Source organism: Actinomadura napierensis (assembly GCF_039529375.1).
Taxonomy (GTDB): domain Bacteria; phylum Actinomycetota; class Actinomycetes; order Streptosporangiales; family Streptosporangiaceae; genus Spirillospora; species Spirillospora napierensis.
In genome coordinates this window covers 146674-171606 of the sequence record NZ_BAAAMR010000003.1, presented here as the reverse complement: position 1 = coordinate 171606, position 24933 = coordinate 146674, and the positions used below count along the sequence as shown (strand labels likewise).

Below are 24933 nucleotides of genomic sequence, written 5' to 3'. Positions count from 1 at the left end.
AGTCATCTCTCGACGGGGAAGGAGAGCCGGATCGACCGGGTGGGGCACGCCTCGGCGGCGTTGCGCACGTCCTCGGCCGAATCCTCGGCCGGGTCCTCGCCGCGCTCGGCCACCAGCCGGACCTTCCCCTTTTCGTCCAGCTCGAAGGTGCCGGGCGCGTAGAAGGCGCACACTCCGGTGCCGGCGCAGGTCCGCGGCGTGACCGCGACCTCCTGCCGCTCCCCGGCCCGCCCGGCCCCGTCCGTGCCGCCGCTCATCCGAACACCACCGGCAGCCGGGCCGGGCCCCGCATCTGCAGGCCCATGAGGACGGGACGGGGGGCGTCCGGATCCCAGCGCAGGTTCGGCAGCCGGTCGAGGATCGCGGTGAGCGCCACCGTCATCTCCGCGCGGGCGAGGTGCATGCCGAGGCACACGTGCGGGCCCCCGGCGAACGACAGGTGGGGGCGCAGCGGCCGGAAGAGGTCGAACGCGTCGGGGTCGCCCCACCGGGCCGGATCGTGGTTCGCCGCGGTGAGGCAGAGCGCCACCCGCGAGCCGGCCGGGACGGAGACCCCGCCGAGCACCGTGTCCCGCGTCGCCATGCGGAAGAACGTCGGGTCGGTGACCTCCCACCGCAGGGACTCCTCGATCGCCGCGCGGACGAGCGACCGGTCGCGGCGGACGGCGTCGAGCTGGGCGGGGTTGTTCAGCAGCGCCCACAGCGTGATGCCGAGCTGCCGCCACGTCGTCCCGGACCCGGCCGTGAGGATCAGCCGCGCGAACGCCAGCACGTCCTCGTCGGTGAGCCCGTGGAGGTTCCCGTCCTCGTCCCGGACGCGCTCCTGGACCAGCCTGCTGATCAGGTCGTCGCGCGGGTTCTCCCGGCGGTCGGCGATCAGCGGGAGCAGCAGGTCCGCGGCGGCGGCCGAGGCGGCGAGCTTGTCCTCGCGCGCGACGTCGGCGCCGATCATCCGCTCGATCAGCTCGCGCAGCCGCAGCGTCTCGGCCATCCGGACGCCGAAGCTCCCGGTGATCGTCAGCAGCGGCAGCAGCGCGCAGAAGTCGAGGTTCAGCTCCGCCCGCCCCCGCTCTTCGACGCGGCTCAGCAGGGCGTCGGTGATCCCGGCGATCCAGCGGTCGATCCACCACTGCGTCGCGGCGCGTCCGAACGAGGGCTGGACGACGGCGCGGTGCCGGGTGTGCTCGGCGCCGTCCATGCCGAGGATGTTCGGGCCGAAGGTGGCGAAGGTACCGCGGAGGATCTCGGAGTTGAACGTCTCCGAGTCGCGGAACACCGCGTTGACCGTCGCGTAGTCGAAGACGGAGACGACCGGCTCCGACCACCGCCGCGCGTACTCGGGACGGGGCAGGCCCAGCGCCTCCTCGACGCAGCCCTCGTGCACGGCCCCGCTCTCGCGCGCCCGCCGCAGGTCGGCGTGGAAGTCCTCGACGTAGTCCCCGCCCGAGATGGCCCGGCGGTACTCGCCGCCGGTGTCGAACAACGTGCGGATCCCGTCCGGGTCGAGCCCGGCGATCTCCTCTAGCAGCATGCGTGTCTCCCGTTCGGTCGCGGGCCGGTCACCGGCTCACCGCCGTGAGGTGCTTGACCTGCTGGTAGGCCCGGATTCCCTCGCGTCCGCGCTCCCGCGAGCGGCCGCTGTGCCGCCACCCGCCGGAGGAGGCGAACGGCCCGAAGTAGCCGCCGTTCACCAGCACCGCGCCCGAGCGGATGCGGCGGGCCACGGCGAGCGCCCGGTCGGCGGCGCCGAACACCGCGCCCGACAGCCCGTACACGGTGTCGTTCGCCAGTTCGACGGCGTGGTCGAGGTCGCGGTAGCCGATCACCGACACGACCGGTCCGAAGGTCTCCTCCTGGGCCAGCGGGTTGGCCGTGTCGTCGAGGTCGACGACGGTCGGCTCGAAGAAGTGGCCGCCGAGGTCCGGGCGGGCGCGGCCGCCGGCGACGACCCGGCCGCCGTGCGCGAGGGCGGCGGCGACGTGGTCCTCGCAGCGCCGCACCTGGGCGTCACTGATGAGCGGCCCCACGTCGGTCGCCGGGTCGCGCGGGTCGCCGAGCCGGAGCGCGGCGACGCGGTCCGCGGCGTCGCGCAGGACGCGCCGCTTGCTCTCCTGCGGCACCAGCACCCGGGTCTGCAGGACGCAGCCCTGCCCGGCCATCGCGCGCATCACGACCGCGATCCCGTCGGCGGCCCCGTCCACGGCGTCGGGCAGGTAGACCCCCGCGGACTTGCCGCCGAGCTCCAGCATCAGGCGCTTGTGGGTCGGCGCGGCCTGGGCGGCGATCGCGGCGCCGACGGCGCTGGACCCGGTGAACGACACGGCGTCGACCTCCGGCGCCGTCGTCATCAGCACCGCCCCGGCTGTGCCCTCCTCGGCGAGGACGTTCAGCACGCCGGGCGGGAGCCCCGCCTCCTCGGCGGCCTCGCCCGCGGCCAGCACCGCCAGGGGCGCGAGCGGGCTGGGCCGCAGCACCACCGTGTTGCCCGTCAGCAGCGCCGGGACGACCTTCCACAGGGCCAGGAACAGCGGCACGTTGTAGGCCGGCATGGCCGCGACGACGCCGAGCGGTTCCCAGCTGAGGACGCTCGCGGCCACCCGCCCGCCGGCGACGAGACCGTCCAGCGGCACGGGGTTGTGCTCCTCCTCCGGCAGGGAGGCGTGGATCCGGACGGCGGCGCGGGCCTGCTCGATCGCGCCCGCGACCTGGAGCGTCCGCGCCGACGACAGCAGCGCACCGGTCTCGGCGACGACGGTGTCCGCAAGGCGCTCGCGCCGGGCCTCCAGCGCCGACAGGAACCCCAGGACGAGCGACGCCCGTTCGGCGGCCGGCGTCCGCGACCATCCGTCGAAGGCGCGCCGCGCGGCCCGCACGGCGCGCTGGAAGTCCGCGGGCTCGGCCGTCGGCACCTCGGCCACCGTGGACAGGTCCGCCGGGTTCGCGACCCGAAGGAGCGGGCCTCGGCCCAGGCGGACGCCGTCCACGAAGGAGTGCGGCGCCGACGCCTCCGTCGTGCCCGCCCTCACAGGCTGACGCCGGCGTCGAGCGGGAGCGCGACCCCGGTCACGGCGTGCGCGGCGTCCGACACCAGCCACAGGATCGCCTGACTGACGTCGGTGGGCTGCAGCCGGTCGATCGGCAGCACCCGCGTGAGCGCCTGCGCGTCGCTAGCCTGCGTCATCGGCGAGTGAGGATTGTTGATCATGTAGGTGTCGACCGCCGTCGGGTGGACGACGTTGACCCGGACGCCGTGCCGGCCGAGCAACCGGGCGAAGCCCTTCGCGAGGCCGACGACTCCGTGCTTGGCCGCGTTGTAGCCGGACATGCCGCCGGAGCCGTCCGTCATGCCCTTGAGCCCGGCGGTGGACCCGGTCACCACGATCGAGCCGCCGCGGCCCTGCTCGACGAGCGGCCGCTGGACCACCTTCAGCGTGTTGAAGACGCCGGTGAGCATCACCCCGACCGCGTCGTCCCATCGGGCCGCCGCCTGCTCCAGGGTGGTCTCGGTGCGGTCGCTGTGCAGCACGCCCGCGTTGGCGAGCACGATGTCCACGCCGCCGAGCTCGGCGATGCCGTGGTCCAGGGCCTTCGCCAGCGCGACGATGTCGCGGACGTCGGCGACCGCGGTGACGCACCGCCGCCCGGCGGCCTCGACGAGGCGCGCCGTCTCGGCCAGGTCGTCCGCCGTGGCCATCGGATAGGGCACGGTCGGGATGTCGGCGCAGATGTCCACGGCGATCACGTCGGCCCCGTGCTCGGCGAGCAGCGCCGCGTGCGACCGCCCCTGCCCGCGGCCGGCGCCCGTGATGAACGCGACCTTGCCGTCCAGTTGCCCCATGTCGTCGGCCTCTCCTCGGTGATCGCTGCCGCTCGGCCCTGCCGAAAAGGCATGCCGGACCGTCCGGCGGCCCAGTTGTTCCGCCGCCGGACCCGGTCGGGGATGGAGCCCGGCGAGGCGAACCGGCCGGGCTTTTCGAAGGTAAGCACGGTCGGCTAAAACCGTCAAGAGAATGAGCTTCTCCATATGTACGTGCAGTTGGCAGAGCCATCATGCTGGAGGTCGATCGTGCATGAGAGATTCTCATCTTCGCTATCGAGAACGATCTTCTCTTGCTTATGGACATATGGGCTTCTACTGGTTACGTTGAGGTCGCGATGCCGCCGATGAGGCGTCGCCCGCACCGCCGGCGAACCTCGCCGGTCCGTCCGCGGCGAGAGAAGAGACCTCGCCGCCGAGACCATTCCGCCCCGCCATTCAGTTCCGGTTTCCATGCGTCCCGCGGCGTCCGCGCCGGAGCGGCGCGAGCCCGCGAAGGAGAGCCCCATGCCCCACCGGCCGGCCGGCCCGCCGCCCGTCTTCGACGGCGTCCAGGTCCTCGAAGTGGCGCAGTGGACGTTCGCGCCGGCGGCCGCCGCGGTGCTGGCCGACTTCGGCGCCTCGGTCATCAAGGTCGAGGATCCGGTCACCGGCGACCCGCAGCGCGGGCTCGCGACCTCCGGGATCGTCCCGAAGGTCGGCGAGGTCAACCTGGTCACCGCCCAGACCAACCGCGGCAAGCGCAGCATCGGGCTCGACCTGCGCACGCCCCGCGGCCACGAGCTGCTCATGGAACTGGTCGACCGCGCCGACGTCTTCGTGACGAACTTCCGCGGACCCGCGCGGGTGAAGCTCGGGTTCGACGAGGACGAGGTCCGGTCCCGCAACCCGCGCATCGTCTACGCGCGGGCCACCGCCCAGGGGGTCCGCGGCCCCGACGCCGACCGCGGCGGGTACGACTTCACCTCGTTCTGGATGCGCAGCGGCATCGCCGCCGCGCTCACCGCGCCGGACGCCGACCGGCCGCTGCCCCAGCCGCCCGCCTTCGGCGACAAGGCCGGCGCGATGAACCTGGCGTTCGGGATCGCCGCGGCGCTGTTCCGCCGCGAGCGGACCGGCGAGGGAGCGTGCGTGGACGTCTCGCTGCTCGGCTCCGCGCTGTGGCAGCACTCCAGCGCGATCCTCTACTCCTGGGGGCTCGGCCGGGAGTTCCCCGTGGCCACCGGGCGGTCGGCGAACCCGATCGGGCGCGGCTACCGGACGGCCGACGGCCGCTGGATCGCGCTGATGATGATCGAGTCCGACCGCTGGTGGCCCGACCTGTGCCGGCACCTCGGCCGCCCCGACCTGATCGCGGACGAGCGGTTCGCGGACGCCGCGTCCCGGTCCGCGCACCACGACGCGTGCACCGCCGTGCTGGAGGACGTCTTCGCCGCGCTGCCGCTGGCGGAATGGGAACGGCGCCTCGCCGGCCTCGCCGGGCCCTGGGCCGTCCAGCGCTCGATGCTCGAAACCGCCGACGACCCCCAGGTCGTCGAGAACGGGTACACCGTGCCCGTCGACCACGACGGCACCGCGGTCCGGCTGATGAGCGCCCCGGTGCAGTTCGACGAGCGCGTCCCCGAACCGCGCCGCGCCCCTGAGCACGCCGAGCACACCGAGGAGGTGCTGCTCGAACTCGGCCACGACTGGGACGCGATCGCGGCGCTCAAGGAGTCCGGCGTGGTCTGACGACCGCGCGGGCCGGAACCGCAGCTCCACCCACCCCACCCCCTGGAGGACCCGGTGACCGCACAGCCAACGCCGGATCGGCCCCCCTTCCCCACCGAACGCGCGGCGACGGCCCTGGTGGTCGCGCTGATCGCCATCGAGGTCTGCGCCGTCTTCGAGACCGCGATGGCGGTCGCCGCCATCCCCACCTTCATGAAGGTCTTCTCGGCCGACGCCGCCACCGTCGGCTGGAGCACGACCATCTACCTGCTGGTGGGCGCCGCGTCCGCCGCCACCAGCGGACGCCTCGGCGACATGTTCGGCCGGACGCGGGTCCTGATCGCCGTGCTGGTGGTCGCGGCGCTGGGCTCGCTGATCAGCGTCCTGGCGGGCGGGCTGTGGCTCGTGGTGGTCGGGCGCGGCGTCCAGGGCATGGCCGCCGGCGCCCTGCCGCTGTCGTTCGGCCTGGTCCGCGAGCTGCTGCCGGAACGGCGGGTGCCGCTCGCCATGTCGCTGCTCGGCGGCGTGGTGCCGGTCTGCACCGGCGCCGGGGCGCTGCTCGCCGGCCTGCTGATCGACCACAGCGGATGGCGCGCCATGTTCCTGGTCGCCACGGTCCTCGGCGCGGCGGCGACGGCGGTCGCGGTCTTCGGCCTGCCGCGCACCCCGGGGATCACGCCGCGGCCGACCATCGACGTCGTCGGCGGCGTGCTGCTGGCGCCGGCCGCCGGGGGCGTGCTGTTCGGCGCCACCCAGGGCCGCACCTGGGGCTGGGACGACCCGCGGGTGATCGCGGCGTTCGTGCTCGGCGTCGCGGCCTTCCTCGTCTGGGCGTGGTGGGAGCGGCGCGTCCCGGAGCCGATGGTCGACCTGCGGCTGTTCGCCGCGCGCAAGGTCCGGCTGACGACGGCGGCGACGGTCATGGTCGGGCTCGGGCCCATGGGGGCGATCGCCATCCTGTCGCAGATGGTGCTGCAGCTTCCCGAGAAGGCACCGGTCGGGCTGGGGCTGTCGCCCACGAGGTCCGGATGGCTGCTGCTGGTCGTCGCGGTGTTCGGCTACGGGGGCGCGGCGGTCAGCGGACGGATCGCCCAGGCGGTGGGGGCGCGGTGGCCGCTGGTCATCGGGACCTGCACCTACGCCGCCGGCATCGTCCTGTGGATCTTCCTCGCCAAGAGCGTCGCCGGCACCCTGCTCTGCCTCACCCTCACCGGCATCGCCACCGGCTTCGCCGCGACCGCGCTGCCCGTCCTCATCGTGGAGGGGGTACCGGCGGAGCACACCGGCGAGGCGACCGGGATCAACCGGGTGACCCAGAACATCGCCGTGGCCTGCGGGCTGGCGCTCACCTCGGTCATCCTCGCGGCCTCGACCGTGCCCGGCACGGAGCTGCCGACCCGGTCGGCGCTGGTGGCCGCGCTGCTGTCGGTCACCGTCCTGGCGGTCGTCGGCACGGTGATCGGGCTGCTGATCGGCGGCCGCCGTCCCCGCGCGGCGACCGAGCCCGCCGGCGGTCTCGGGGTGGAGCCGGCGGAGGCCTGACCCGGCGACGACGAAGCCGGGCGACGAACGAAACCCGGCGCCGGACGCACCGGCGCCCCGACGGAAGGACGGACCACCATGACCGGCACGAACCCGGACCTGAACTGGCTGATCTCGGTCGACGACCACGTCCTCGAACCGGGCCACCTGTGGGAGACGTGGCTGCCGCAGAAGTACCGCGACCGCGGGCCGAAGCTCGTCATCGACGAGGACGGCAAGGGCACCTGGCACTACCTCGGCGCGAAGCAGCGCGCCAGCGGCCTGTCCGCGACGGTCGGCCGGGACAAGAGCCTGATCAGCCCGGAGCCGCTCGGCTACGACGAGATGCGGCCCGGCTGCTACGACCCGCGGGCCCGGGTCGAGGACATGGACCAGGGCGGCATCCTCGCCTCGATGACGTTCCCGACGTTCCCCGCGTTCTGCGGCCAGACGTTCTACCGCGGCGAGGACAAGGAGCTCGGGCTCGCCTGCGTCAAGGCCTACAACGACTGGATGGTCGAGGAGTGGTGCGCGAGCGCGCCCGGCCGGTTCATCCCGCTCACGCTGATCCCGCTGTGGGATCCCGAGGCCGCGGCCGAGGAGGTGCGGCGCGTCGCCGGCCGGGGCGTGCACGCGGTCGCGTTCAGCGAGAACCCCGAGCCGCTCGGGCTGCCGACGATCAACGACCCGGGCCGCTACTGGGACCCGTTCTTCCGGGCCGCCGCGGAGTGCGGCGTGGTCATCTGCATGCACGTCGGCTCGTCGTCGCAGATCCCGTCGATCAACGCCGACACCAACTTCATGGCCAACCTGTCGTGGGGCGCCGTCCGCACGTCCGGCACCATGCTCGACTGGCTGTTCAGCGGCGTCTTCGAGCGCTTCCCCGACCTGAAGATCTCCCTGGCCGAGGGCAACATCGGCTGGATCCCCTACTTCCTGGAGCGGGCCGAGCAGGTCATCGACAAGCAGCGCTTCTGGTTCCAGCGCGGCATCGACTACGACCCCGGCAAGGGCAGCAAGCAGCAGCGCACGGACGGCGGCGCGCACAGCATCGACTACCTGAACTTCGACATCCGGCAGAGCTTCCGCGACCACGTCTACGGCTGCTTCATCGACGACGTCGCCGGGCTGCGCAACCTCGACCTCATCGGCGAGGACAACGTCATGATCGAGACCGACTACCCGCACTCCGACACCACCTGGCCGAACTCGATGAAGCTCGCGCGCGACCGGCTCGCCGGGTTCGCCCCCGAGGTGCAGTACAAGATCCTGCGGGGCAACGCCGAGCGGCTGTTCCAGTTCACCCCGGCGGACACCGCGGAGCTCCCCGTCCCCGGCGGGGTGTCGTGACGGACGCCCGGACCGCCGTCATCGTCGGGCTCGGCATGAGCCCGCAGGGCCGCCGGCTCGGGATCTCGCCGCGGGAGCTGCGGCGGCAGGCGATCGACGCGGCGCTGGCCGACGCGGGGATCGGGCGCGAGCTGGTCGACACCTGCATCTGCTTCGGCGCCCAGCCCGAGGACCTGCGCTACGCCGGGCTGTCCCCGCGGACGTCGTTCGCGCTGAACTCGGGGGGCGCCTCCCCCGCGCTGTCGGTCGTCGTCGCCGCCGGCCTCATCGCGACCGGGCAGGCCGATCACGTCCTCAGCGTCTACGGGGAGGCGTTCACCGGGACGGCGCCGCGGCCGGAGCCGAACCACGGCGTCGCCGGACGGTCCGACATCGGCGGGTACAGCTACGGCTACCCCTACCTGTACGGGCTCGTCGGCCCCGGCGCGGTGTACGCGATGGCCGCCCGGCGCTATATGGACGTCCACGGCGCGACGTCGCAGGACCTGGGCGCGGTCGCCGTCGCCGAGCGGGCGTACGGGAGCGTCCGGCCGGGCGCGGTCGGGTACGGGCAGCCGATCACGGTGGCCGACCACCAGGCGTCCCGGATGATCGCCGACCCGCTGCGGCTGCTCGACTGCTCCCGCCCGACCGACGGCGGCGTCGCCATCGTGATCACGTCGGCGGAGCGGGCGGCGGACTGCGCCGGCAGCCCGGTCGCGGTGCTCGGGTCGGGCTGCGGGCACAACATCGCCAACTGGTGGGACGGCACGATGGCCGGCCGGTTCGGCGCGTCGCCCGACGCCGCCCGCCGCGCCTACGCCGAGGCCGGCGTCGGGCCGGAGGACATCTCCGTCGCGCAGCTCTACTCCCCCTTCACCATCGCCACGCTGATGCAGCTGGAGGAGTACGGGTTCTGCGGGGAGGGCGAGGCGCCCGCCTTCGTCCGGGACGGGCACACCGGACCGGCCGGGAGGCTGCCCACCAACACCGGCGGAGGGCAGCACTCCGGCTTCTACGCCACCGGGTTCACCCCGCTGTCGGAGGGCGTCCTGCAGGTCCGCGGCGAGGCCCCGACCAACCAGGTACCGGACGCCGAGCTCTGCCTCGTCAGCGGCAGCGGCGGCAACGGCGGCGTGCACGGCTCGTGGGCGCACGTGTCGCTCGTCCTGGGCAGGCCGCGGTGAGCGCGCCGCGGCCGTTCCCCGAGGACGTCGCACCGGACCTGGCGGACGCGGAGTTCTGGCAGGGCTGCCGCGAGGGCCGCTTCCTCCTGCTGCGCTGCGGGACCTGCGGCCGGGCGGTGTGGCCGGCGGGCGGTTGCCCGAGCCACGGGATGGCGCCGATGGCGTGGGAGCCGGCGAGCGGCCTCGGCCGCCTCCACACCTGGACGGTCGTGCACCAGCGGTACGCGACGTCGTTCGACGACCCGCCCCCCAACGTCGCCCTGGTGGAGCTGGACGAGGGCCCGCTGGTCCACTCGACCGTGATCGGCGCCGCCCGGCCGGTGATCGGGATGCGGGTGGAGGCCGACTTCCAGACGATCGCCCCGGACGTCGTGATCCCCGTCTTCCGGCCGGTCCGGGGGGCGGGCGATACCCTTGGCGCGTGACGCTGGAGCCGGGGTGGGCGGAGCGCATGACTCGGCACGCCGTCGAGCGCCGCCCCGCCCGAGGAGGGTTCGTCGGGCCGAGGGCCAAGCTCATCGCGGCCGGGCAGCGGCTGCTCCTGGAGAAGGGCGACTCCGACTACACGATCGAGGAGCTCGTGCGCCGGGCCGGCGTCGCGATCAAGACGTTCTACCGGTGCTTCCCCACCAAGGAGGAGTTCCTGCGGACGGTCTTCACCACGTCCGTCACGGGGGCGCTGCCGAGGATCCGCGAGTACATCCTCGCCACGTCCGGCGACCCGCTGGAGCGGCTGCGGATGGCGGTCACCTGGCCGCTCGTGTGGCACCGGGAGAACGAGTCGCTCAGCCGCGTGATCGCCTACGAGCACGTGCGGATCGCCCGGACCAGCCCCGAGACGATCGCCGTGACGGGCCGCCCGTACGAGGAGTTCGTCCGCGAGCTGATCGTCGGCGCGGCCGAGGCCGGGCTCGTGCGCCCGGCGAACCTCGACTGGGACGTGCACATCATCACCTCGATCGTCACCACGTCCTTCCACACGCTGGTCCTCGGGATGGGCGAGCCGCCCGAGCCCGACCGCGGCGCGCTCGCCGAGAACGTCTGGCGGTTCTGCCTGACCGCGCTGCACGGGCCCGCCGGCCCGGCCGCCGCCTGACCGCGCGTCCGCACCGGTCCGCCCGGCCCCGCCGGGGGTTGCCTGCACCGTGACTGGCGAATACGCTATTTCCGCAAATGAGAATGTCAATCTCGCCTCATCTGGAGAAGCCGCATGGTCGATCTCGAGCTGGAGCGGGGCGTGGCGGTCATCACCATCGACCGCCCGCAGGCCCGCAACGCCATCGCACCGGCCACCATGGACGAGCTGGACAAGGCCCTCGACGCGGCGGAGGGGGCCGGCGCGCTGGTGGTCCGGGGCGGGGGCGACCGCGCGTTCGTCTCGGGCGGCGACCTGAAGGAGCTCGCCGCGATCCGCACCGAGGACGAGGCGGTCGCGATGGCCCTGCGCATGCGAGGCGTCTGCGACCGGATCGCGGCCTTCCCCGCCCCGGTGATCGCCGCGCTGAACGGGCACGCGCTGGGCGGCGGGGCCGAGGTGGCGGTGGCCGCCGACATCCGGGTGGCCGCCGACGACATCAGGATCGGCTTCACCCAGTCGACGCTGGCGATCATGCCGGCGTGGGGCGGCGCGGAACGGCTCGCGGCGCTCGTCGGCCGGGGCCGGGCGCTGCTGCTCGCGGGCGCGGGGACCGTGCTCGGCGCGGCGGAGGCCGAGCGGCTCGGGCTGGTGGACATGGTACTGCCGCGCTCCTCCTTCGAGGAGGGATGGCGGTCGCTGGCCGCGTCGCTCGCCACCGGCGCGGCGCGGGAGATCAAGCGCGTCGTCGGGGGCGGCCTGACCGCCGACGAGGCTGCCCGCGCCTTCGCGCGGCTGTGGGTGGCGGACGAGCACTGGGAGGCGGCGGAGAGGGTGATGAACCGTGCGCGATGACGTGCGGCGGGCCGAGAGCCCGGTGGGGCTCATCGTGCGTCCGGCCGGCCCGGCCGAGACGACCGTCCTCTACCTGCCCGGCGACGGCGGCCCGCACGGCACGCCGGAGCCGGTGCTCGACCTGGCCGGGCGCCTCGCGACCCGGATGGCGGCCACCGTCGTCTGCGGCCGGTACGGGACGTCGTTCTCCACCGCCCTGGACGATGTCCGCGCGGCCTACGAGCACTGCCGGGCGTCCGGGCCGACGGTCGTCGCGGGCGAACGGTTCGGCGCCGGGCTGGCGGCGGCCCTGATGCTGCGGCTCCGCGACCTCGGAGCCGAGCAGCCCCGCTGCGCGGTGCTGGTGTCGGGGCTGCTCGACCTGACGCTGGAGGCGCCGAGCCTGCGGCTCAACGCCGGCGCCGACCCGGCGTTCGACGCCGCGCGGTTGCGGCGGCGCGTCGAGCGCTACGCCGCGGGCGCGGACCGGGCCGATCCGCTGCTCAGCCCGCTGTACGGCAACCTGCACGGGCTGCCGCCCATCAGGCTGCTGGCCGCGGGGACGGATCCGCTGCTGGACGACTCGCTGGCATTCGCCGCCCGCGCCGCCCGTTCCGGCGTCACCGTGGACCTCCGCGTCGTGCAGGACCGGTCGCTGCTGCCTGCCGAGACCGTCGCGGGCATCGCCGGCTTCGCCGCCGAGTGGACCCGCGCGAACGGTTCACCCGTTCCCTCCCGCTGACCTGGGACGGCCGGGCCGGGCTCGGCGGGCTCGCGCCCCCTCCGCCCGGCCCGGCAGGTCTCCCACGGGCCATGGTTCAGGTGACGGCGCCCGCGGCCTTGAGGGCGATGATGCGGTCCCAGTCCAGCCCCAGTTCGGCGAGGATCTCCTCGGTCTGGGCGGCGAACTCGGGCGCGGGGCCGAGCTCGGGCGCGGCGACGTCGAACTGCACGGGGCTGGCGACCAGGTCCAGGTCGCCGGCCCGGACGACGTACTCGTTCGCGCGGGCCTGCGGGTCGTTCCCGGCCTGCAGCGAGTCCTGCACCGGCGCCCACGGCCCGGCGAGGGTGGCGAAGCGCTCGGTCCACTCGGCCAGGGTCCGGGCGGCGATGGCCTCCCGGAGGATCTTCACGGCCTGCCCGGTGTTGGCGGCGATCCGCTCGGCGTCCGCGAAACGCGGGTCGTCGGCCAGCTCCGGCCGGCCGATGTGGCGGCACACGTCCGCCCAGAACTTGCCGGGCTGCAGCATGACGAAGGCCAGGTGGCGGCCGTCGGACGTGGCGTACAGGCCGGACAGCGGGTTGGACGGCGAGCCGTGCGCGCCCGCCGGCGGCGGGACGAGCGGCTCGCCGGCGTGGAGCGACAGCGCGATCCCGTGCCCCATCGCCCACAGGCCGCTGCCGAACAGCGACACGTCGACGACCGACGCCTCGCCGGTCCGCTCGCGCCGGAACAGCGCCGCCGCGATCCCGCCGGCCAGGTTCGTGCCGGAGATCGTGTCCCCGTAGGCCGGTCCGGGCGGGCTGATCATCCCTTCCGTCCCGGCGGGCGTGAGGCTGGCGGCGGTGCCGCCGCGCGCCCAGAAGGCCGTCATGTCGTAGCCGCCCTTGTCCGCCTCCCGGCCGCGCGGCCCGAGCGCGCTGCCCCGCGCGTAGACGATCTCCGGGTTGACGGCGCGGACGTCGTCGACGTCGATCCCGAACTTGGCGCGCGCGCCGGGGAGGAAGCTCGTGAGGAACACGTCCGAGCGGCGGATCAGCTCCTCGAGGACCTCCCTGCCCTCGGCCACGGTCAGGTCGAGCCCCAGGGAGCGCTTGCCGCGGTTGGCGTGCTCGATGTTGGGGTTGGGGTCGCCCTCGACGCGGATCGTGCCGATCTGCCGCAGGCCGCGCTGCGGGTCGCCGGTGACCGCGTGCTCCACCTTGACCACGTCGGCGCCCCAGTCGGCCAGCACGGCGCCCGCCGAGGGGACGAACCCGTACATCGCGACCTCGAGGACGCGGATCCCCTCCAGCGGCCTCACGCGGTCACCGCCGCGCAGAACCCGATCTCCATGAACTCCTCCAACCGGCGACGCCCGACCTGCGAACGGTGCCCGGCGGCTCCCGGCCGCGGAAGGGCACGCTGCCTGGAAGTTACATTCTCAGAAATGGAGAATCAACTCATCGACCACCGGAGACCGCCTCCGGCGATCGGCCGACGCGGGTCTTCCGGGCGGGCCGTTGATGAGAGTAATGTTCTCATATCCGGAACGAGGGTTCTCTAGCCCTGGACCGGGGTGCGCGGGCCGAGCGGCTCCAGACCGGAAGGACACCATCCATGGGACGTGTTGCGGGAAAGGTCGCGTTCATCACGGGCGCCGCCCGCGGCCAGGGCCGCAGCCACGCGGTGCGGCTGGCGGAAGAGGGCGCCGACATCATCGCCGTCGACCTCTGCCAGGACTACGAGACGGTCGGCTACCCCCTCGCCCGGCCGGACGACCTCAAGGAGACCGTCCGGCTCGTCGAGGAGCTGGGCCGGCGCATCGTGGCGGTGCAGGCCGACGTGCGCGAGGCCGCGCAGCTGCGCGACGCGGTGGAGCGGGGCATCGCCGAGCTCGGCCGGGTCGACATCGTCGTGGCGCAGGCCGGGATCGCCGGGATGAAGGGGCAGCCGCCACTGCAGGCGTGGACCGACGTCGTCGACACCAACCTCGTGGGCACGATCAACGCGGTCCAGGCGGCGCTGCCGCACCTGCCCGAGGGCGGCTCCATCATCGCCACCGGATCGACCGCGGCGCTCATGGTCATCGGCACCATCGACGAGCCCGGCAAGGACCCCGGCGGGCACGCCTACATGTACGCCAAGAAGGCGCTCTCGCAGTACATCCACGAGCTGGCGAGGAACGTCGCCCCGCTGCGGATCCGGGCCAACGTCGTACACCCCACCAACTGCAACACCGACATGCTGCAGAGCGAGCCGATGTACAAGTCGTTCCGGCCGGATCTGGAGCACCCGACCCGCGCGGACGCCGAGCCCGCGTTCAGCGTGCAGCAGGCGATGCCGATCCCCTACGTCGAGCCGCGCGACATCAGCGACATGGTCCTGTTCCTGGCGTCGGACGAGTCCCGCTACGTCACCGGCATGCAGATGCGGGTGGACGCCGGCGGCTACCTCAAGTGGCATGACTACAAGGTCTGAGCCCCGCGGGTCCGAGCCCGAACAGTCCGAGCCCCCGAAGGAGGAGACAACGTGAAGGTGAAGGTCGACTTGGAACGCTGCCAGGGCCACACGCTCTGCGCCATGAGGGCGCCCGACGTCTTCGAACTCGACGACGTCGACGGCCACTCGTCGCCGGTCAGCGAGGAGGTCCCGGCCGACCAGGAGGCGAAGGTCCTGGAGGCCGTCCGGTCGTGCCCGGAGCGCGCGATCTCGGTCTCCTGACCCGCCCGTTCCCAGCACAGCGAGGATGACGAGGAGTCCATGTGGCCGGACCGTCGGGCCGCCCCCTGCCGTCGATCACCGATGAGAACGCCTTCTTCTGGACGTCCGGGGCGGACGGCCGGCTGCGCTTCCAGCAGTGCGAGGCGTGCGAGGCGCTGATCCACCCGCCGCAGCCGGTGTGCCGGTACTGCCGGGGCACCCGGCTGCGGGTGCGGGCGGTGTCGGGATCCGCCACGCTCATCGGCTTCACCGTCAACCACCGGTTCGCCCTGCCCGGGCTGCCGCCGCCCTACGTCGTGGCGCAGGTGGCGATCGAGGAGGACCCCCGCGTCCGGCTGACGACCAACGCCGTCGGCTGCGATCCGGGCGACCTCGAACTCGGCATGCGGATGGAGGTCGCCTTCGAGCAGGCCGAGGACGTGTGGCTGCCGCTGTTCCGCCCGGCGGCCGAGCAGGGCGGGCCGGCGGAGCCGGTCGCGGACGCGGTGGAGCCGGAGCGGATCGGGCGGCACGTCCGGCCGATGGTCGCGGCGGACAAGTTCGAGGACCGCGCCGCGATCACCGGCATCGGGACCTCGGAGATCGGGCGGCGCCTGATGGTCCCGCCGCTGTCGCTGACCGTGGCGGCGTGCGAGCGGGCCGTCGCGGACGCCGGCCTCACCCTCGACGACATCGACGGCCTGGCGACCTACCCCGGCGCGGGCGCCTTCGGCGGGTTCGCCGAGGGCGGGGTCACGGCCCTGGAGTCGGCGCTCGGCATCCGGCCGACCTGGTACAACGGCGGCGCGGAGACCTTCGGCCCGGGCGGCTCCCTGATCGCGGCGATGCTCGCGGTCGCGGGCGGGCTGGCCCGGCACGTGCTGTGCTTCCGCACGCTCTGGGAGGCCACGCACACCGAGCTGATGCGGCAGGGGAAGATCACCCCGCCCGGCGGCGGGCGGGTCTCCGGCGGCTCCGCCTGGACGCACCCGTTCGGCGCGGTCTCGGCGGCGCACACGCTGGCGCAGAACGCCCAGCGGCACTTCGCCCGGTACGGGACGACCCGGGAGACGCTCGGCTGGATCGCCCTGAACCAGCGGGCGAACGCCGCGCTGAACCCGGCGGCGGTCTACCGCGACCCGATGACGATGGACGACTACCTCGGCGCGCGCCCGATCACGACGCCGTTCGGGCTCTACGACTGCGACGTGCCCTGCGACGGCGCGATCGCGGTCATCGTCTCGGCGGCCGGCGCCGCGCGCGACCTGGCCAAGCCGCCCGTCCGCGTGGAGGCCGTCGGGACGCAGATCATCGAGCGGCTGGAATGGGACCAGAGCACCCTGACCCACGAGCCGCAGGTCCTCGGGCAGGCCGCGCACCTGTGGACCCGCACGTCGCTGCGGCCCGCCGACGTCGACGTGGCCCTGCTCTACGACGGCTTCACCTTCAACTGCCTGTCGTGGATCGAGGCCCTCGGCTTCTGCGGCATCGGCGAGGCCAAGGACTTCCTCGACGGCGGCAAGAACATCGCCCGCGACGGCGTCCTCCCCCTCAACACCCACGGCGGGCAGCTCTCCCACGGACGCACCCATGGGATGGGCCTGGTCCACGAGGCCGTCGCGCAGCTGCGCGGGGAGGGCGGGGAACGGCAGGTGCCGGACGCCCGGGTCGCGGTGGTCAGCAGCGGCGGGCTCACACCGAGCGGAGCCATCCTGCTGCGGTCGGACGCGTGACGGCCGCCGCAGAACCCGCACCGTCCCGCCTGGTCGCCGACGTCGACGGTGTTCCCATGTCGGCGCTGCTGGCGGAGGCGCCCCGGCCCCGGGCCGTCATCGTCGCCCTGCACGGCGGCGCGACGACCTCGGCGTACTTCGACGCGCCGAACCGGCCCCGGCTGTCGCTGCTGCGGACCGGTGCGGCGCTCGGCTTCACCGTCCTCGCCCTGGACCGTCCGGGCTACGGCGCGTCCTCGGTCCGCCCCGAGCGGATGACGACCGCCGAGGAGCGCGTCGACCTTGCGGACGCGGCGGTGGACCGGTTCCTGGCGTCGCGGCCCCGCGGCGCGGGCGTTCTGCTAATGGGGCATTCGCTGGGCTGCGAGCTGGCCGTCAGGATGGCGGCCGGCGAGCGCGTCCGCGACCTGCTCGGGCTGGAGATCTCCGGGACGGGGCGGCACTACCGGCCGGCCGCCGCGGAGATCCTGACGGGCCGGTTCCGGGACGGCTCGTCACCGGCGTCCCGGGCGAGCGGGGTCCATGACCTGGTGTGGGGCGGCGACGGCCTGTACCCGGAGCGCATCGCGAGCGAGGCGGGCGTCCTGGTGCCCGGTCCCCCTCATGAGGGCTCCGTGGCCCGGAGCTGGCCGCACGACTTCCCGGCGGTCGCCGCCCGGGTGCGCGTCCCGGTGCACTACACCCTCGCCGAGCACGAGGGCGTGTGGAGGTCCGGACCCGCGGGGCTCGCCGACGTCACGGCCATGTTCACCGCCGCGCCGCGCGTCACGGCGGAGGAGCAGGCGGGCGGCGGGCACAACCTGAGCCTCGGCCTTTCGGCCATGGCGTACCACCTGCGCGTCCTGGCCTTCGCGGAGGAGTGCGCCCTGGCCCGGGAGCGCTCGGATCGCCGGCGCCCGTCCGAGCGGGTCCGCACGGTGGGCGAGGAGGCGCCGCGCTGAGCCGCCCGGCCCTCAGGCCGGGGCCGCGGTGGTCACTCCGCGGCGTTCGGGGTCCGGGACGCGAAGGTGGCGCCGGCGATGCCGCGGAAGCAGAAGTCCCAGACCTCCGTGGAGGTGAAGGGCACGGCGCGCCCGTCGACGGAGACGCCGTTGCCCTGCGCGGCGAACATGATCGTCTGCATCACGAGGGAGGCGCGGCGCCGCGGCCGGTCAGCGGGGATCGCGCCGGCCTCGGCGGCCTGCTCGATGAGCTCGGTGAACACCGAGAGCAGCGGCAGATGGGCGGCCGCGACCTGGGCGGGATGCCGGACGAGCAGCTGCTGCGCGAAGTCGCTGAACAGCGGACGCCGCACGTGCGGCTTCGGGCGGGACTGCTCGTAGAGGAGCTCGACGGCGCCCCGCAGGCGGCGCAGCGGGTCCGCCTCGGACACGGCGGCGTGCCGGATCTCCAGCGCCCCGGTGGCCAGCGCGTCCTCGAACAGCGCCAGCAGGAGCTCGTGCTTGCCGTCGAAGTGCTGGTAGAAGCTGCGCAGCGACTGCTGGGACCGTTCGACGACCTCCTGGACGGTGAAGTCCGTGGTCCCCTTCTCGATGATGAGCCCCTGCGCCGCGTCCAGGAAGCGCTGTACGCGCTGCTCGGCGCGGAGCTTGGCGGCCCGGGTGGAGCGCTCGACGGCCCGCCTGCGCCACGCCGGCTCTTCGGAGACTTCGGTCACGTGCAGAACGATACTCTGCGCTACCGATAAAGCCACACTCATGATGGACTTAAAAACGTCTCTCTCAAGAGACTCTTACTATCGATTCTTGAGAATGCTATTCTCTCGCCATGCATCACCTGGGCTGGCAGGCGCGGGAGCGCCCCGACGCGCCCGCCGTCATCGAGAGCGGCGGCAGGACCGTGACCTATGGCGAGCTCGACGCCCGTTCCCGCCATCTGGCCGCCGCACTCGACCTGGCCCCGGGCGAGCGCATCGCCGTCCAGATGCCCAACGGCGCCGCGCTGCTGGAGGTCGCCTGGGCCGCCCAGCGCTCTGGCCTGTACTACACGCCGGTGAACACGCACCTGCGGCCGTCGGAGATCGAGGAGATGACCGACGGCGCGCTGCTCATCACCACGGAGATCTACGAGCGGCTGCTCGCGGCCCCCGCGAGCGGAGAGTCCCGCGAGTGCGAGGGACGCGAACTGCTGTACTCCGGGGGGACCACGGGACGCCCCAAGGCGATCCGCAAGCAGCTCACCGCCGGGCCGATGGGCGACCCGTCCGCCGAATGCGTCCGCGTCGCGATGGGCCTGGAGCGGTACGGCATCGGCCCCGGGAGCGTCTACCTCTCCCCCGCTCCGCTCTACCACGCCGCGCCGCTCGTGTACTGCATGTCGCTGCTGCGGCTGGGCGCGACCCTCGTCGTCATGGACCGCTTCGACGCGGCCGGCTGCCTGGAGCTGATCGAACGGCACCGGGTCACCCACGCGCAGTTCGTCCCGACGATGTTCATCCGCATGCTGAAGCTGCCCGCCGAGCAGCGCGACCGCGACCTGAGCAGCCTCAAGCTGGTCTTCCACAGCGCGGCGCCCTGCCCGGTCGAGGTCAAGCGGCGGATGCTCGACTGGTTCGGGCCGATCATCCACGAGTACTACTCGGGCACCGAGGGCTACGGGCACGTCGCCATCGGCCCGGAGGAATGGCTCGCGCACCCCGGCTCGGTCGGCAAGGCCGGCGACGACGTCAGCATCCGCGACGGCGTCGTCTACTTCGGCGACCGCACGCTCGGCGACGTCGGCCGCCTGGACGAGGACGGCTACCTGTACCTGACCGACCGGGTCGCCCACATGATCGTGTCCGGCGGGGTCAACATCTACCCGCAGGAGGCGGAGAACCTCCTGGTCATGCACCCCCGCGTGGCCGACGCCGCGGTGATCGGGGTGCCCGACCCGGAGATGGGCGAGCGGGTCCTGGCGGTGGTCGAGCCGGCGGACGGGCAAGGCGGCGACGAGCTGAAGGACGAACTGCTCGCGTACTGCCGGGACCGCCTCGCCCACTACAAGTGCCCGCGCGACGTCGACTTCGTGCCCGCCCTGCCGCGGGACCCGAGCGGCAAGCTGCGCAAGGCCCTGCTCCGGGAGGGCTACTGGCAGGACCACGAAACGAGGATCGTCTGAATGGCACCGGCCACCGGCGACCCGAAGACGGCCCATCACGGCGAAGCGGTCCGGCGGACGGCGGCCGACGCCGCCGGGCCGGCCGCCACGACACTGCTCTGAGGCGAGGGCGCTCATGGATTTCGAGTTCGACGAGGACCAGCGGCTGCTGCAGGAGATGGTCCGCGACACGGTGGCCAAGTCGCGGTCGCAGCCCGAGGAGAAGCTCTGGCGGACCTACCAGGAGCTGGGATGGCTGGAGACCCCGCCGGTCGAGCTCGCGATCATCCTGGACGAGCTGGGCTACGTCGCCGACCCCACCCCGTTCCTCGCCACGACGACCTGGTTCGCGCCGCTCGCAGGGCGGCTGCCGGACGGCTCCGGGACCGGGGTGTGCGACGGCGCCGGACGCTTCGTCCTGGACGCCGACCGCGCCGACGAGGCGGCGCTGCTCACCCGTGACGGCGTGGTCGTCGTCGCCGGGGCCGAGCTGGACGTCGAGCCCGTCCCGGTCTTCGACCCGACCCTGCACGTGGCGCACGTCGCGGCCCCGGACCTCGCCGCCGGGATCCCGGACCTGACCCTGATGGGCCTGGCGATCACCGCCGTCGGGGCGTGCCGCCGCATCCTGGACCTCGCGCTGGCGCACGTGAAGCGGCGCGAGCAGTTCGGCGTACCGATCGGCTCGTTCCAGGCCGTCAAGCACAAGGCGGCGGACATGCACGTCGCGATCGAGCGGGCCAAGGCGCTGGCGTACTACTCGGCGCTGACCATCGCCGAGGACGACGCGCGCCGCCGCGAGGCCGCGCTGATGGCCAAGGCCGCCGCCGGGGAGTGCCAGCGGATCGTGTTCAAGCACGGCTACCAGCTCTTCGGCGCCATGGGCTACACGTGGGAGAACGACCTGCAGATCTACCTCAAACGAGCCAAGGCGTGCGACCTGCTGCTGGGCGGAGCGTCCGTGCACCGGCGGGCGCTGCTGGAGGAGTTCGCACAGAAGGGTGCCGTCCGATGAAGCTGGCCCCCGACCCCGAGGTCGAGGAGTTCCGCGCGGAGTTCGCCGCGTTCCTCGACGCGAACCTGCCCAGCGCGGAGGAGGCCGCGGTCCGGCCGAAGTCCAGCGCGGACATCCCGGAGTGGGCGCGGCGCTGGCAGCGGACGCTGTTCGACGCGGGCTGGCTGCTGCCGGGGAACCCGCCGGAGTACGGCGGCCGCAACGCCACGCTGCCGCAGCAGCTCGCGCACCTGGAGGAGCTGTCCCGGCGGCGGATCTACCACAGCTTCAACCCGCAGGGCCTCGGGATCGTCGCCGCCTCGCTGCTGACGTTCGGCACCGAGGAGCAGAAGCGGCGGTGGGCCGCCCCGATCCTGCGCGCCGAGATCACCGCCGCGCTCGGGATGAGCGAGCCGGGCGCCGGCTCCGACCTCGCCGGGCTGCGCACCCGCGCCGTCCTCGCCGGCGACGAGTTCGTGGTCAACGGGCAGAAGGTCTGGACGTCCGGCGCGCACGACGCCGACATCCTGCTGACGTTCGTGCGCACCGACCCCGACGCGCCCAAGCACAAGGGCATCAGCGTCCTCGTCATCCCCACCGACAGCGAGGGGCTGGTCCGCAGGCCGTTCGGATCGATCGCCGCCCCTGACGACCACGACTTCAACGAGGTGTTCTTCACCGACGTCCGGGTCCCCCGGGAGAACCTGATCGGCCCCTTGCACGGCGGCTGGGGGGTGGCGCACGGCTCCCTCGGGCACGAGCGGACGCTGCTGTGGCTGAGCTACGCCGACTGGATGAGCTACCTGATCGAGGACTCGCCCAGCAGCGAGGAGTGGTACGCGACCCTGCTCATGGACCTCCAGGCGATCCGGCTCCTCGGGTACCGCCAGCTCGCCGGCGGCCGGGACCCGGCCGAGCTCTCGGTGCTCAAGCTGTTCGGGTCCGAGGCGGTGCAGGAGGCGTCCCTGCACGCGCTGGAGGAGCACGGGCCCGACTCCCTGGTGCATCCCACGCTGACCGCGCCCTTCAACCACATGGACCTCGCCGACCACTACGCGAGCTGGTTCGAGCGGTACGCGCGCAGCTTCGGCGGGACGATCGCGGGCGGCACGTCGGAGATCCAGCGCAACATCATCGCCGAGCGCATCCTCGGCCTGCCCCGCTAGAGCCACCGGCCCGCGCAAGGCCGCGACCTGCAAGAGCACATCGGATCTCAGTGAGGAGGGCGCATGAGCGCCTCGGGCATGCGCGTCGGGTTCATCGGGCTGGGCAGCCAGGGCGGCCCCATGGCGCGGCAGATCGTCGACGCCGGGCACCCGACGACGCTGTGGGCGCGCCGCCCCGCGACGCTGGAGCCGTTCGCCGACACCGCCGCGGCCGTCGCCGCGTCCCCCGCCGAGCTGGCCGCGGCCAGCGACCTCGTCTGCGTCTGCGTGGTCGACGACGCCGGGGTCGAGGAGATCGTGGCCGGTGCGGACGGTGTGCTGGCGGGGCTCGCGGACGGCGCGGTGATCGCCGTGCACAGCACCGTCCACCCCGACACCTGCCGCCGCCTGGCGGCCGGCGCGGAGAAGGCCGGGGTCTCGCTCATCGACGCGCCGGTGAGCGGGGGCGGCCCCGCGGCGTCCGAGGGCCGGCTCCTGGTGATGGCGGGCGGCGAGCAGGAGACCGTCGAACGCTGCCGCCCGGTGTTCGCCGCCTACGGCGACCCGATCGTCCACACGGGCCCGCTCGGCTCCGGGCAGGTCGCCAAGCTGCTGAACAACCTGCTGTTCACCGCCAACCTCGCGACCGCGTCGACCGCGCTGACCCTCGGCCGGGCGCTGGACGTCGACCCCGGGAGCCTGGCCGAGGTGATCTCCCACGGCAGCGGCGCCAGCTTCGCCCTCGACCGGGTCGCCCCGACCGGGGGAAGCCTCGACCGCCTCGCCGCCTACGCCGGCGCGCTGCTCCGCAAGGACGTCGGGCTGATCGCGGGCGTCGCCGGCGCGGCGGGCGCCGAACCGGGCGCGGTCCTGGACGCCGCCGACGCCGCCCTGGCCCTCATGGACCGCCGCAGATGACCTGGGTCCGGCCCGCGCCGTGACGCCCGGCGGCACGGCTCCGCAGAACCCCGTCCCGCAGAGGAGGAACCGATGGACCAGATCTTGTACGACGTCGAGGACCGCGTCGCGGTCATCACCCTGAACCGCCCCGAGGTCGCCAACGCCCAGACCATGGAGCTGCTGGACGACCTCGACGCCGCGTGGAGCCGCGCCGCCGCCGACGACGAGGTGCGGGTCATCGTGCTGAAGGGCAACGGCAAGCACTTCTCGTCCGGCCACGACCTGAAGGGCGGCGGGCCCGCCCCGGACAAGATCACGCTGGAGCACATCTACGCCGTCGAGGCGCGCCGGTACCTGGAGCACACGCTGCGGTGGCGCAACGTCCCCAAGCCGTCGATCGCCGCCGTGCAGGGCAAGTGCATCGCGGGCGGGCTCATGCTCTGCTGGCCCTGCGACCTGATCGTGGCCGCCGAGAACGCGCAGTTCTCCGACCCCGTGGTGCACATGGGCATCGGCGGCGTGGAGTACCACGGCCACACCTGGGAGCTCGGTCCCCGCAAGGCCAAGGAGATCCTGTTCACCGGCCGTCCCATCACCGCGGACGAGGCCGAGAAGGTCGGCATGGTCAACCGCGTCGTCCCGCTGGACGAGCTGGAGGCGACGGCGATGGAGCTGGCCGGGCAGATCGCGCAGATGCATCCGTTCGCGCTGCGGCAGGCCAAGCGCGCCGTCAATCAGACCCTCGACGTGCAGGGCTTCTACGCCGCGATCCAGTCGGTGTTCGACATCCACCAGACCGGCCACGGCAACGCCCTCAGCGACGTCGGGTTCCCCGTCCTGCTGCGGCACCAGGGGATGAAGGACAAGCTCAAGAGCCAGTGAGCGCCGCGCGGCCGTCAGAGCGCGGTGGACGGGTCCGCGAGCCGGCCGGTCGGGGGCCGGATCATCCCGTGCACGGAGTAGGAGGCGACCAGGCGCTCGTCCTCGCTATACACGCGTCCCTCGCTCTGGGTCGTTCCGCGGCCCGTGTAGACGACCCGGGTCGCGTACAGCAGCCACTCGGTGACGTCGACGTCCTCGTGGTAGGCGACCGTGACCTTGGATATGCCGGTGGAGATGGTCCGGTGCGCCATGGCCTCGCTGTATCCGGCGTGGGGACGCAGCGCCGCGGCGATCGTCCAGTGCGCGACCGGGTGCGTCATCAGGGCGCTGTGCAGGTAGGCGGCCGGCGGCGCGTCGGCGAAGCGCGTCCACACGAACAGCTCGGGCGGCCCGACGCGCTGCGGGTCCTCGTCGTAGGCGTCGTCGACGACGCGCAGCTCGCGGCCCTGCACCTGCATGCCCGGCCGCTCGAAGGGACGCGCCGGCCGGGAGACGTCGGGCATCGGCGCCGTTGAGCCGATGAGGTCATCGGCGTCGGCGCCCATAAGGATCAGCCCGGCGCAGCAGAACCGGCCGTCCTGCGACACCCGCGCCTGGACGGTCGAGTAGGTCCGGCCCCTGTGCGGCACGTCCAGCTCGACCTCGATCCCCGCGTCGTGGCGGGCGGCTCGCGAGAACACCATGGACGCCGACGCGACCCGCTGATCGGGGATCTCCTTCGACGCAGCGACGACGGCGTCCGCCAGGAGCTGCCCGGCCTCCACGACGTTGCGGGCGGCGGCCCCGTGGGCGGGGGCCGCATACCGCCCGGGTCCGGCCGGCCGGACGTCCATCAGCCGGATCAGCTCGTCCTCGTCCCAGGCCTTCTCCGGCTCTCCCCCGGCGGCGGGCTCCGCCCCCGCGGTCTCCACGGCCTTCACCTTCCGGCGGAGGTGACCGGGTCGGCCGCGCCGATCTGGACGACGGCCCGGTCCTGGTAGAAGGCGATGTGGTCGCGCAGGACGGCGACCTCGGTGTACGGCTCCGGGTACTCCCAGGCGATGGGGTCGTCGCCGTCATGCGGCCGCCAGTATTTCGCCTGCCCCTTGAACGGGCACCGCGAGGTCCGGTCGGATGGCGCGAGGTGCTCGGTCCGCACGTCCGCCCTCGGTATGTAGAGGACGAGCCCGTGGTCCTGCTCGTCGACGACGAGAGCGGCGGTGGTCTCGGCCAGCGTCACGCCCTCGTGGGTCACGCGGACGAGGTTGCGCTTGCGGCGCACGTCCACCCGGTAGTCCGGCCGGTCGATGTAACCCGATGGTTCCATGGCTTCCTCCTCGGGGCGC

The 24933-nt window shown here is 73.5% G+C and carries 25 protein-coding genes; 17 read left to right on the top strand and 8 right to left on the bottom strand.

What is annotated here, in order from left to right; all coding sequences use genetic code 11:
* Nucleotides 1-2: 2 nt before the first annotated feature.
* Genes ABD296_RS03560 through ABD296_RS03545 form a run of 4 tightly spaced genes read right to left on the bottom strand, consistent with a single transcriptional unit; the run spans nucleotide 3 to nucleotide 3838 of the window.
* Nucleotides 3-257 carry a ferredoxin gene (locus ABD296_RS03560; RefSeq protein ID WP_344261346.1) on the bottom strand — a complete coding sequence of 85 codons (255 nt, stop codon included), beginning with the start codon at nucleotides 255-257 and terminating at the stop codon, nucleotides 3-5.
* A complete protein-coding gene (locus ABD296_RS03555; protein WP_344261344.1) occupies nucleotides 254-1531 on the bottom strand; it encodes a cytochrome P450 in 1278 nt (425 codons plus the stop codon). The genes ABD296_RS03560 and ABD296_RS03555 overlap by 4 nt, the downstream gene beginning before the upstream one ends.
* 28 nt (nucleotides 1532-1559) lie before the next feature.
* Nucleotides 1560-3026 (bottom strand): aldehyde dehydrogenase family protein, encoded by a 1467-nt coding sequence (locus tag ABD296_RS03550; RefSeq protein WP_344261342.1) that lies wholly within the window; start codon nucleotides 3024-3026, stop codon nucleotides 1560-1562.
* Nucleotides 3023-3838, bottom strand: a complete 816-nt coding sequence (locus ABD296_RS03545; RefSeq protein ID WP_344261340.1) for a mycofactocin-coupled SDR family oxidoreductase — start codon at nucleotides 3836-3838, stop codon at nucleotides 3023-3025. Before ABD296_RS03545 ends, ABD296_RS03550 begins: the two co-directional genes overlap by 4 nt.
* Nucleotides 3839-4324: 486 nt before the next feature.
* On the opposite strand from ABD296_RS03545, the gene ABD296_RS03540 reads away from it, so the two are divergent.
* From ABD296_RS03540 to ABD296_RS03505, 8 genes are all read left to right on the top strand, one after another.
* Nucleotides 4325-5548 carry a CaiB/BaiF CoA transferase family protein gene (locus tag ABD296_RS03540; protein ID WP_344261338.1) on the top strand — a complete coding sequence of 408 codons (1224 nt, stop codon included), beginning with the start codon at nucleotides 4325-4327 and terminating at the stop codon, nucleotides 5546-5548.
* Between the two features lie 54 nt (nucleotides 5549-5602).
* Entirely contained in the window at nucleotides 5603-7069 is a 1467-nt protein-coding gene (locus tag ABD296_RS03535; protein WP_344261336.1) for an MFS transporter, read from the top strand.
* A gap of 78 nt (nucleotides 7070-7147) precedes the next feature.
* Nucleotides 7148-8398: an amidohydrolase family protein gene (locus ABD296_RS03530; RefSeq protein ID WP_344261334.1), complete on the top strand. Its 1251-nt coding sequence runs from the start codon at nucleotides 7148-7150 to the stop codon at nucleotides 8396-8398.
* Nucleotides 8395-9564, top strand: coding sequence for a thiolase C-terminal domain-containing protein (locus ABD296_RS03525; RefSeq protein WP_344261332.1), 1170 nt, complete (start codon nucleotides 8395-8397; stop codon nucleotides 9562-9564). Before ABD296_RS03530 ends, ABD296_RS03525 begins: the two co-directional genes overlap by 4 nt.
* Nucleotides 9561-9989, top strand: coding sequence for a Zn-ribbon domain-containing OB-fold protein (locus ABD296_RS03520; RefSeq protein ID WP_344261329.1), 429 nt, complete (start codon nucleotides 9561-9563; stop codon nucleotides 9987-9989). The genes ABD296_RS03525 and ABD296_RS03520 overlap by 4 nt, the downstream gene beginning before the upstream one ends.
* Nucleotides 9986-10660, top strand: a complete 675-nt coding sequence (locus ABD296_RS03515) for a TetR/AcrR family transcriptional regulator (RefSeq protein ID WP_344261327.1) — start codon at nucleotides 9986-9988, stop codon at nucleotides 10658-10660. Before ABD296_RS03520 ends, ABD296_RS03515 begins: the two co-directional genes overlap by 4 nt.
* 114 nt (nucleotides 10661-10774) lie before the next feature.
* Entirely contained in the window at nucleotides 10775-11494 is a 720-nt protein-coding gene (locus tag ABD296_RS03510) for an enoyl-CoA hydratase/isomerase family protein (protein WP_344261325.1), read from the top strand.
* Complete coding sequence (locus ABD296_RS03505; RefSeq protein WP_344261323.1) at nucleotides 11484-12215, top strand: alpha/beta hydrolase fold domain-containing protein; 732 nt, start codon at nucleotides 11484-11486, stop codon at nucleotides 12213-12215. The genes ABD296_RS03510 and ABD296_RS03505 overlap by 11 nt, the downstream gene beginning before the upstream one ends.
* A gap of 76 nt (nucleotides 12216-12291) precedes the next feature.
* Here the strand turns inward: ABD296_RS03505 and ABD296_RS03500 are convergent, their stop codons facing one another.
* Nucleotides 12292-13497 carry a CaiB/BaiF CoA transferase family protein gene (locus ABD296_RS03500; RefSeq protein ID WP_344261321.1) on the bottom strand — a complete coding sequence of 402 codons (1206 nt, stop codon included), beginning with the start codon at nucleotides 13495-13497 and terminating at the stop codon, nucleotides 12292-12294.
* A 296-nt stretch (nucleotides 13498-13793) separates the two neighbouring features.
* Here ABD296_RS03500 and ABD296_RS03495 point away from each other — a divergent pair, with 296 nt between their 5' ends.
* From ABD296_RS03495 to ABD296_RS03480, 4 genes are read left to right on the top strand one after another with little or no spacing between them, the layout of a single operon-like run.
* Nucleotides 13794-14654 (top strand): mycofactocin-coupled SDR family oxidoreductase, encoded by an 861-nt coding sequence (locus ABD296_RS03495; protein WP_344261319.1) that lies wholly within the window; start codon nucleotides 13794-13796, stop codon nucleotides 14652-14654.
* A 51-nt stretch (nucleotides 14655-14705) separates the two neighbouring features.
* Nucleotides 14706-14897 (top strand): ferredoxin, encoded by a 192-nt coding sequence (locus ABD296_RS03490; RefSeq protein WP_344261317.1) that lies wholly within the window; start codon nucleotides 14706-14708, stop codon nucleotides 14895-14897.
* Nucleotides 14898-14938: 41 nt separating this feature from the next.
* A complete protein-coding gene (locus ABD296_RS03485; protein ID WP_344261315.1) occupies nucleotides 14939-16609 on the top strand; it encodes a thiolase C-terminal domain-containing protein in 1671 nt (556 codons plus the stop codon).
* Nucleotides 16606-17550, top strand: coding sequence for an alpha/beta hydrolase (locus ABD296_RS03480; protein WP_344261313.1), 945 nt, complete (start codon nucleotides 16606-16608; stop codon nucleotides 17548-17550). Before ABD296_RS03485 ends, ABD296_RS03480 begins: the two co-directional genes overlap by 4 nt.
* 32 nt (nucleotides 17551-17582) lie before the next feature.
* On the opposite strand, the gene ABD296_RS03475 is transcribed toward ABD296_RS03480, so the two are convergent.
* A complete protein-coding gene (locus ABD296_RS03475) occupies nucleotides 17583-18266 on the bottom strand; it encodes a TetR/AcrR family transcriptional regulator (protein WP_344261311.1) in 684 nt (227 codons plus the stop codon).
* A gap of 110 nt (nucleotides 18267-18376) precedes the next feature.
* Between ABD296_RS03475 and ABD296_RS03470 the strand changes: the two genes are divergently transcribed.
* The 5 genes from ABD296_RS03470 to ABD296_RS03450 all read left to right on the top strand — a co-directional run bounded on the left by ABD296_RS03470 (nucleotide 18377) and on the right by ABD296_RS03450 (nucleotide 23608).
* A complete protein-coding gene (locus ABD296_RS03470; protein ID WP_344261309.1) occupies nucleotides 18377-19708 on the top strand; it encodes an AMP-binding protein in 1332 nt (443 codons plus the stop codon).
* Between the two features lie 115 nt (nucleotides 19709-19823).
* A complete protein-coding gene (locus ABD296_RS03465) occupies nucleotides 19824-20702 on the top strand; it encodes an acyl-CoA dehydrogenase family protein (protein ID WP_344261307.1) in 879 nt (292 codons plus the stop codon).
* Nucleotides 20699-21847 carry an acyl-CoA dehydrogenase family protein gene (locus ABD296_RS03460; protein WP_344261305.1) on the top strand — a complete coding sequence of 383 codons (1149 nt, stop codon included), beginning with the start codon at nucleotides 20699-20701 and terminating at the stop codon, nucleotides 21845-21847. The genes ABD296_RS03465 and ABD296_RS03460 overlap by 4 nt, the downstream gene beginning before the upstream one ends.
* Before the next feature lie 63 nt (nucleotides 21848-21910).
* Nucleotides 21911-22744 carry an NAD(P)-dependent oxidoreductase gene (locus ABD296_RS03455; protein WP_344261303.1) on the top strand — a complete coding sequence of 278 codons (834 nt, stop codon included), beginning with the start codon at nucleotides 21911-21913 and terminating at the stop codon, nucleotides 22742-22744.
* A 72-nt stretch (nucleotides 22745-22816) separates the two neighbouring features.
* On the top strand, nucleotides 22817-23608 hold the full coding sequence (locus ABD296_RS03450) for an enoyl-CoA hydratase (protein WP_344261301.1): 792 nt from the start codon (nucleotides 22817-22819) through the stop codon (nucleotides 23606-23608).
* 14 nt (nucleotides 23609-23622) lie between these two features.
* On the opposite strand, the gene ABD296_RS03445 is transcribed toward ABD296_RS03450, so the two are convergent.
* Together ABD296_RS03445 and ABD296_RS03440 are read right to left on the bottom strand one after the other, a co-directional pair.
* Nucleotides 23623-24519: an acyl-CoA thioesterase gene (locus tag ABD296_RS03445; protein ID WP_344261299.1), complete on the bottom strand. Its 897-nt coding sequence runs from the start codon at nucleotides 24517-24519 to the stop codon at nucleotides 23623-23625.
* 5 nt (nucleotides 24520-24524) lie between these two features.
* Nucleotides 24525-24914 (bottom strand): DUF427 domain-containing protein, encoded by a 390-nt coding sequence (locus ABD296_RS03440; protein ID WP_344261297.1) that lies wholly within the window; start codon nucleotides 24912-24914, stop codon nucleotides 24525-24527.
* Between the last annotated feature and the right edge of the window lie 19 nt (nucleotides 24915-24933).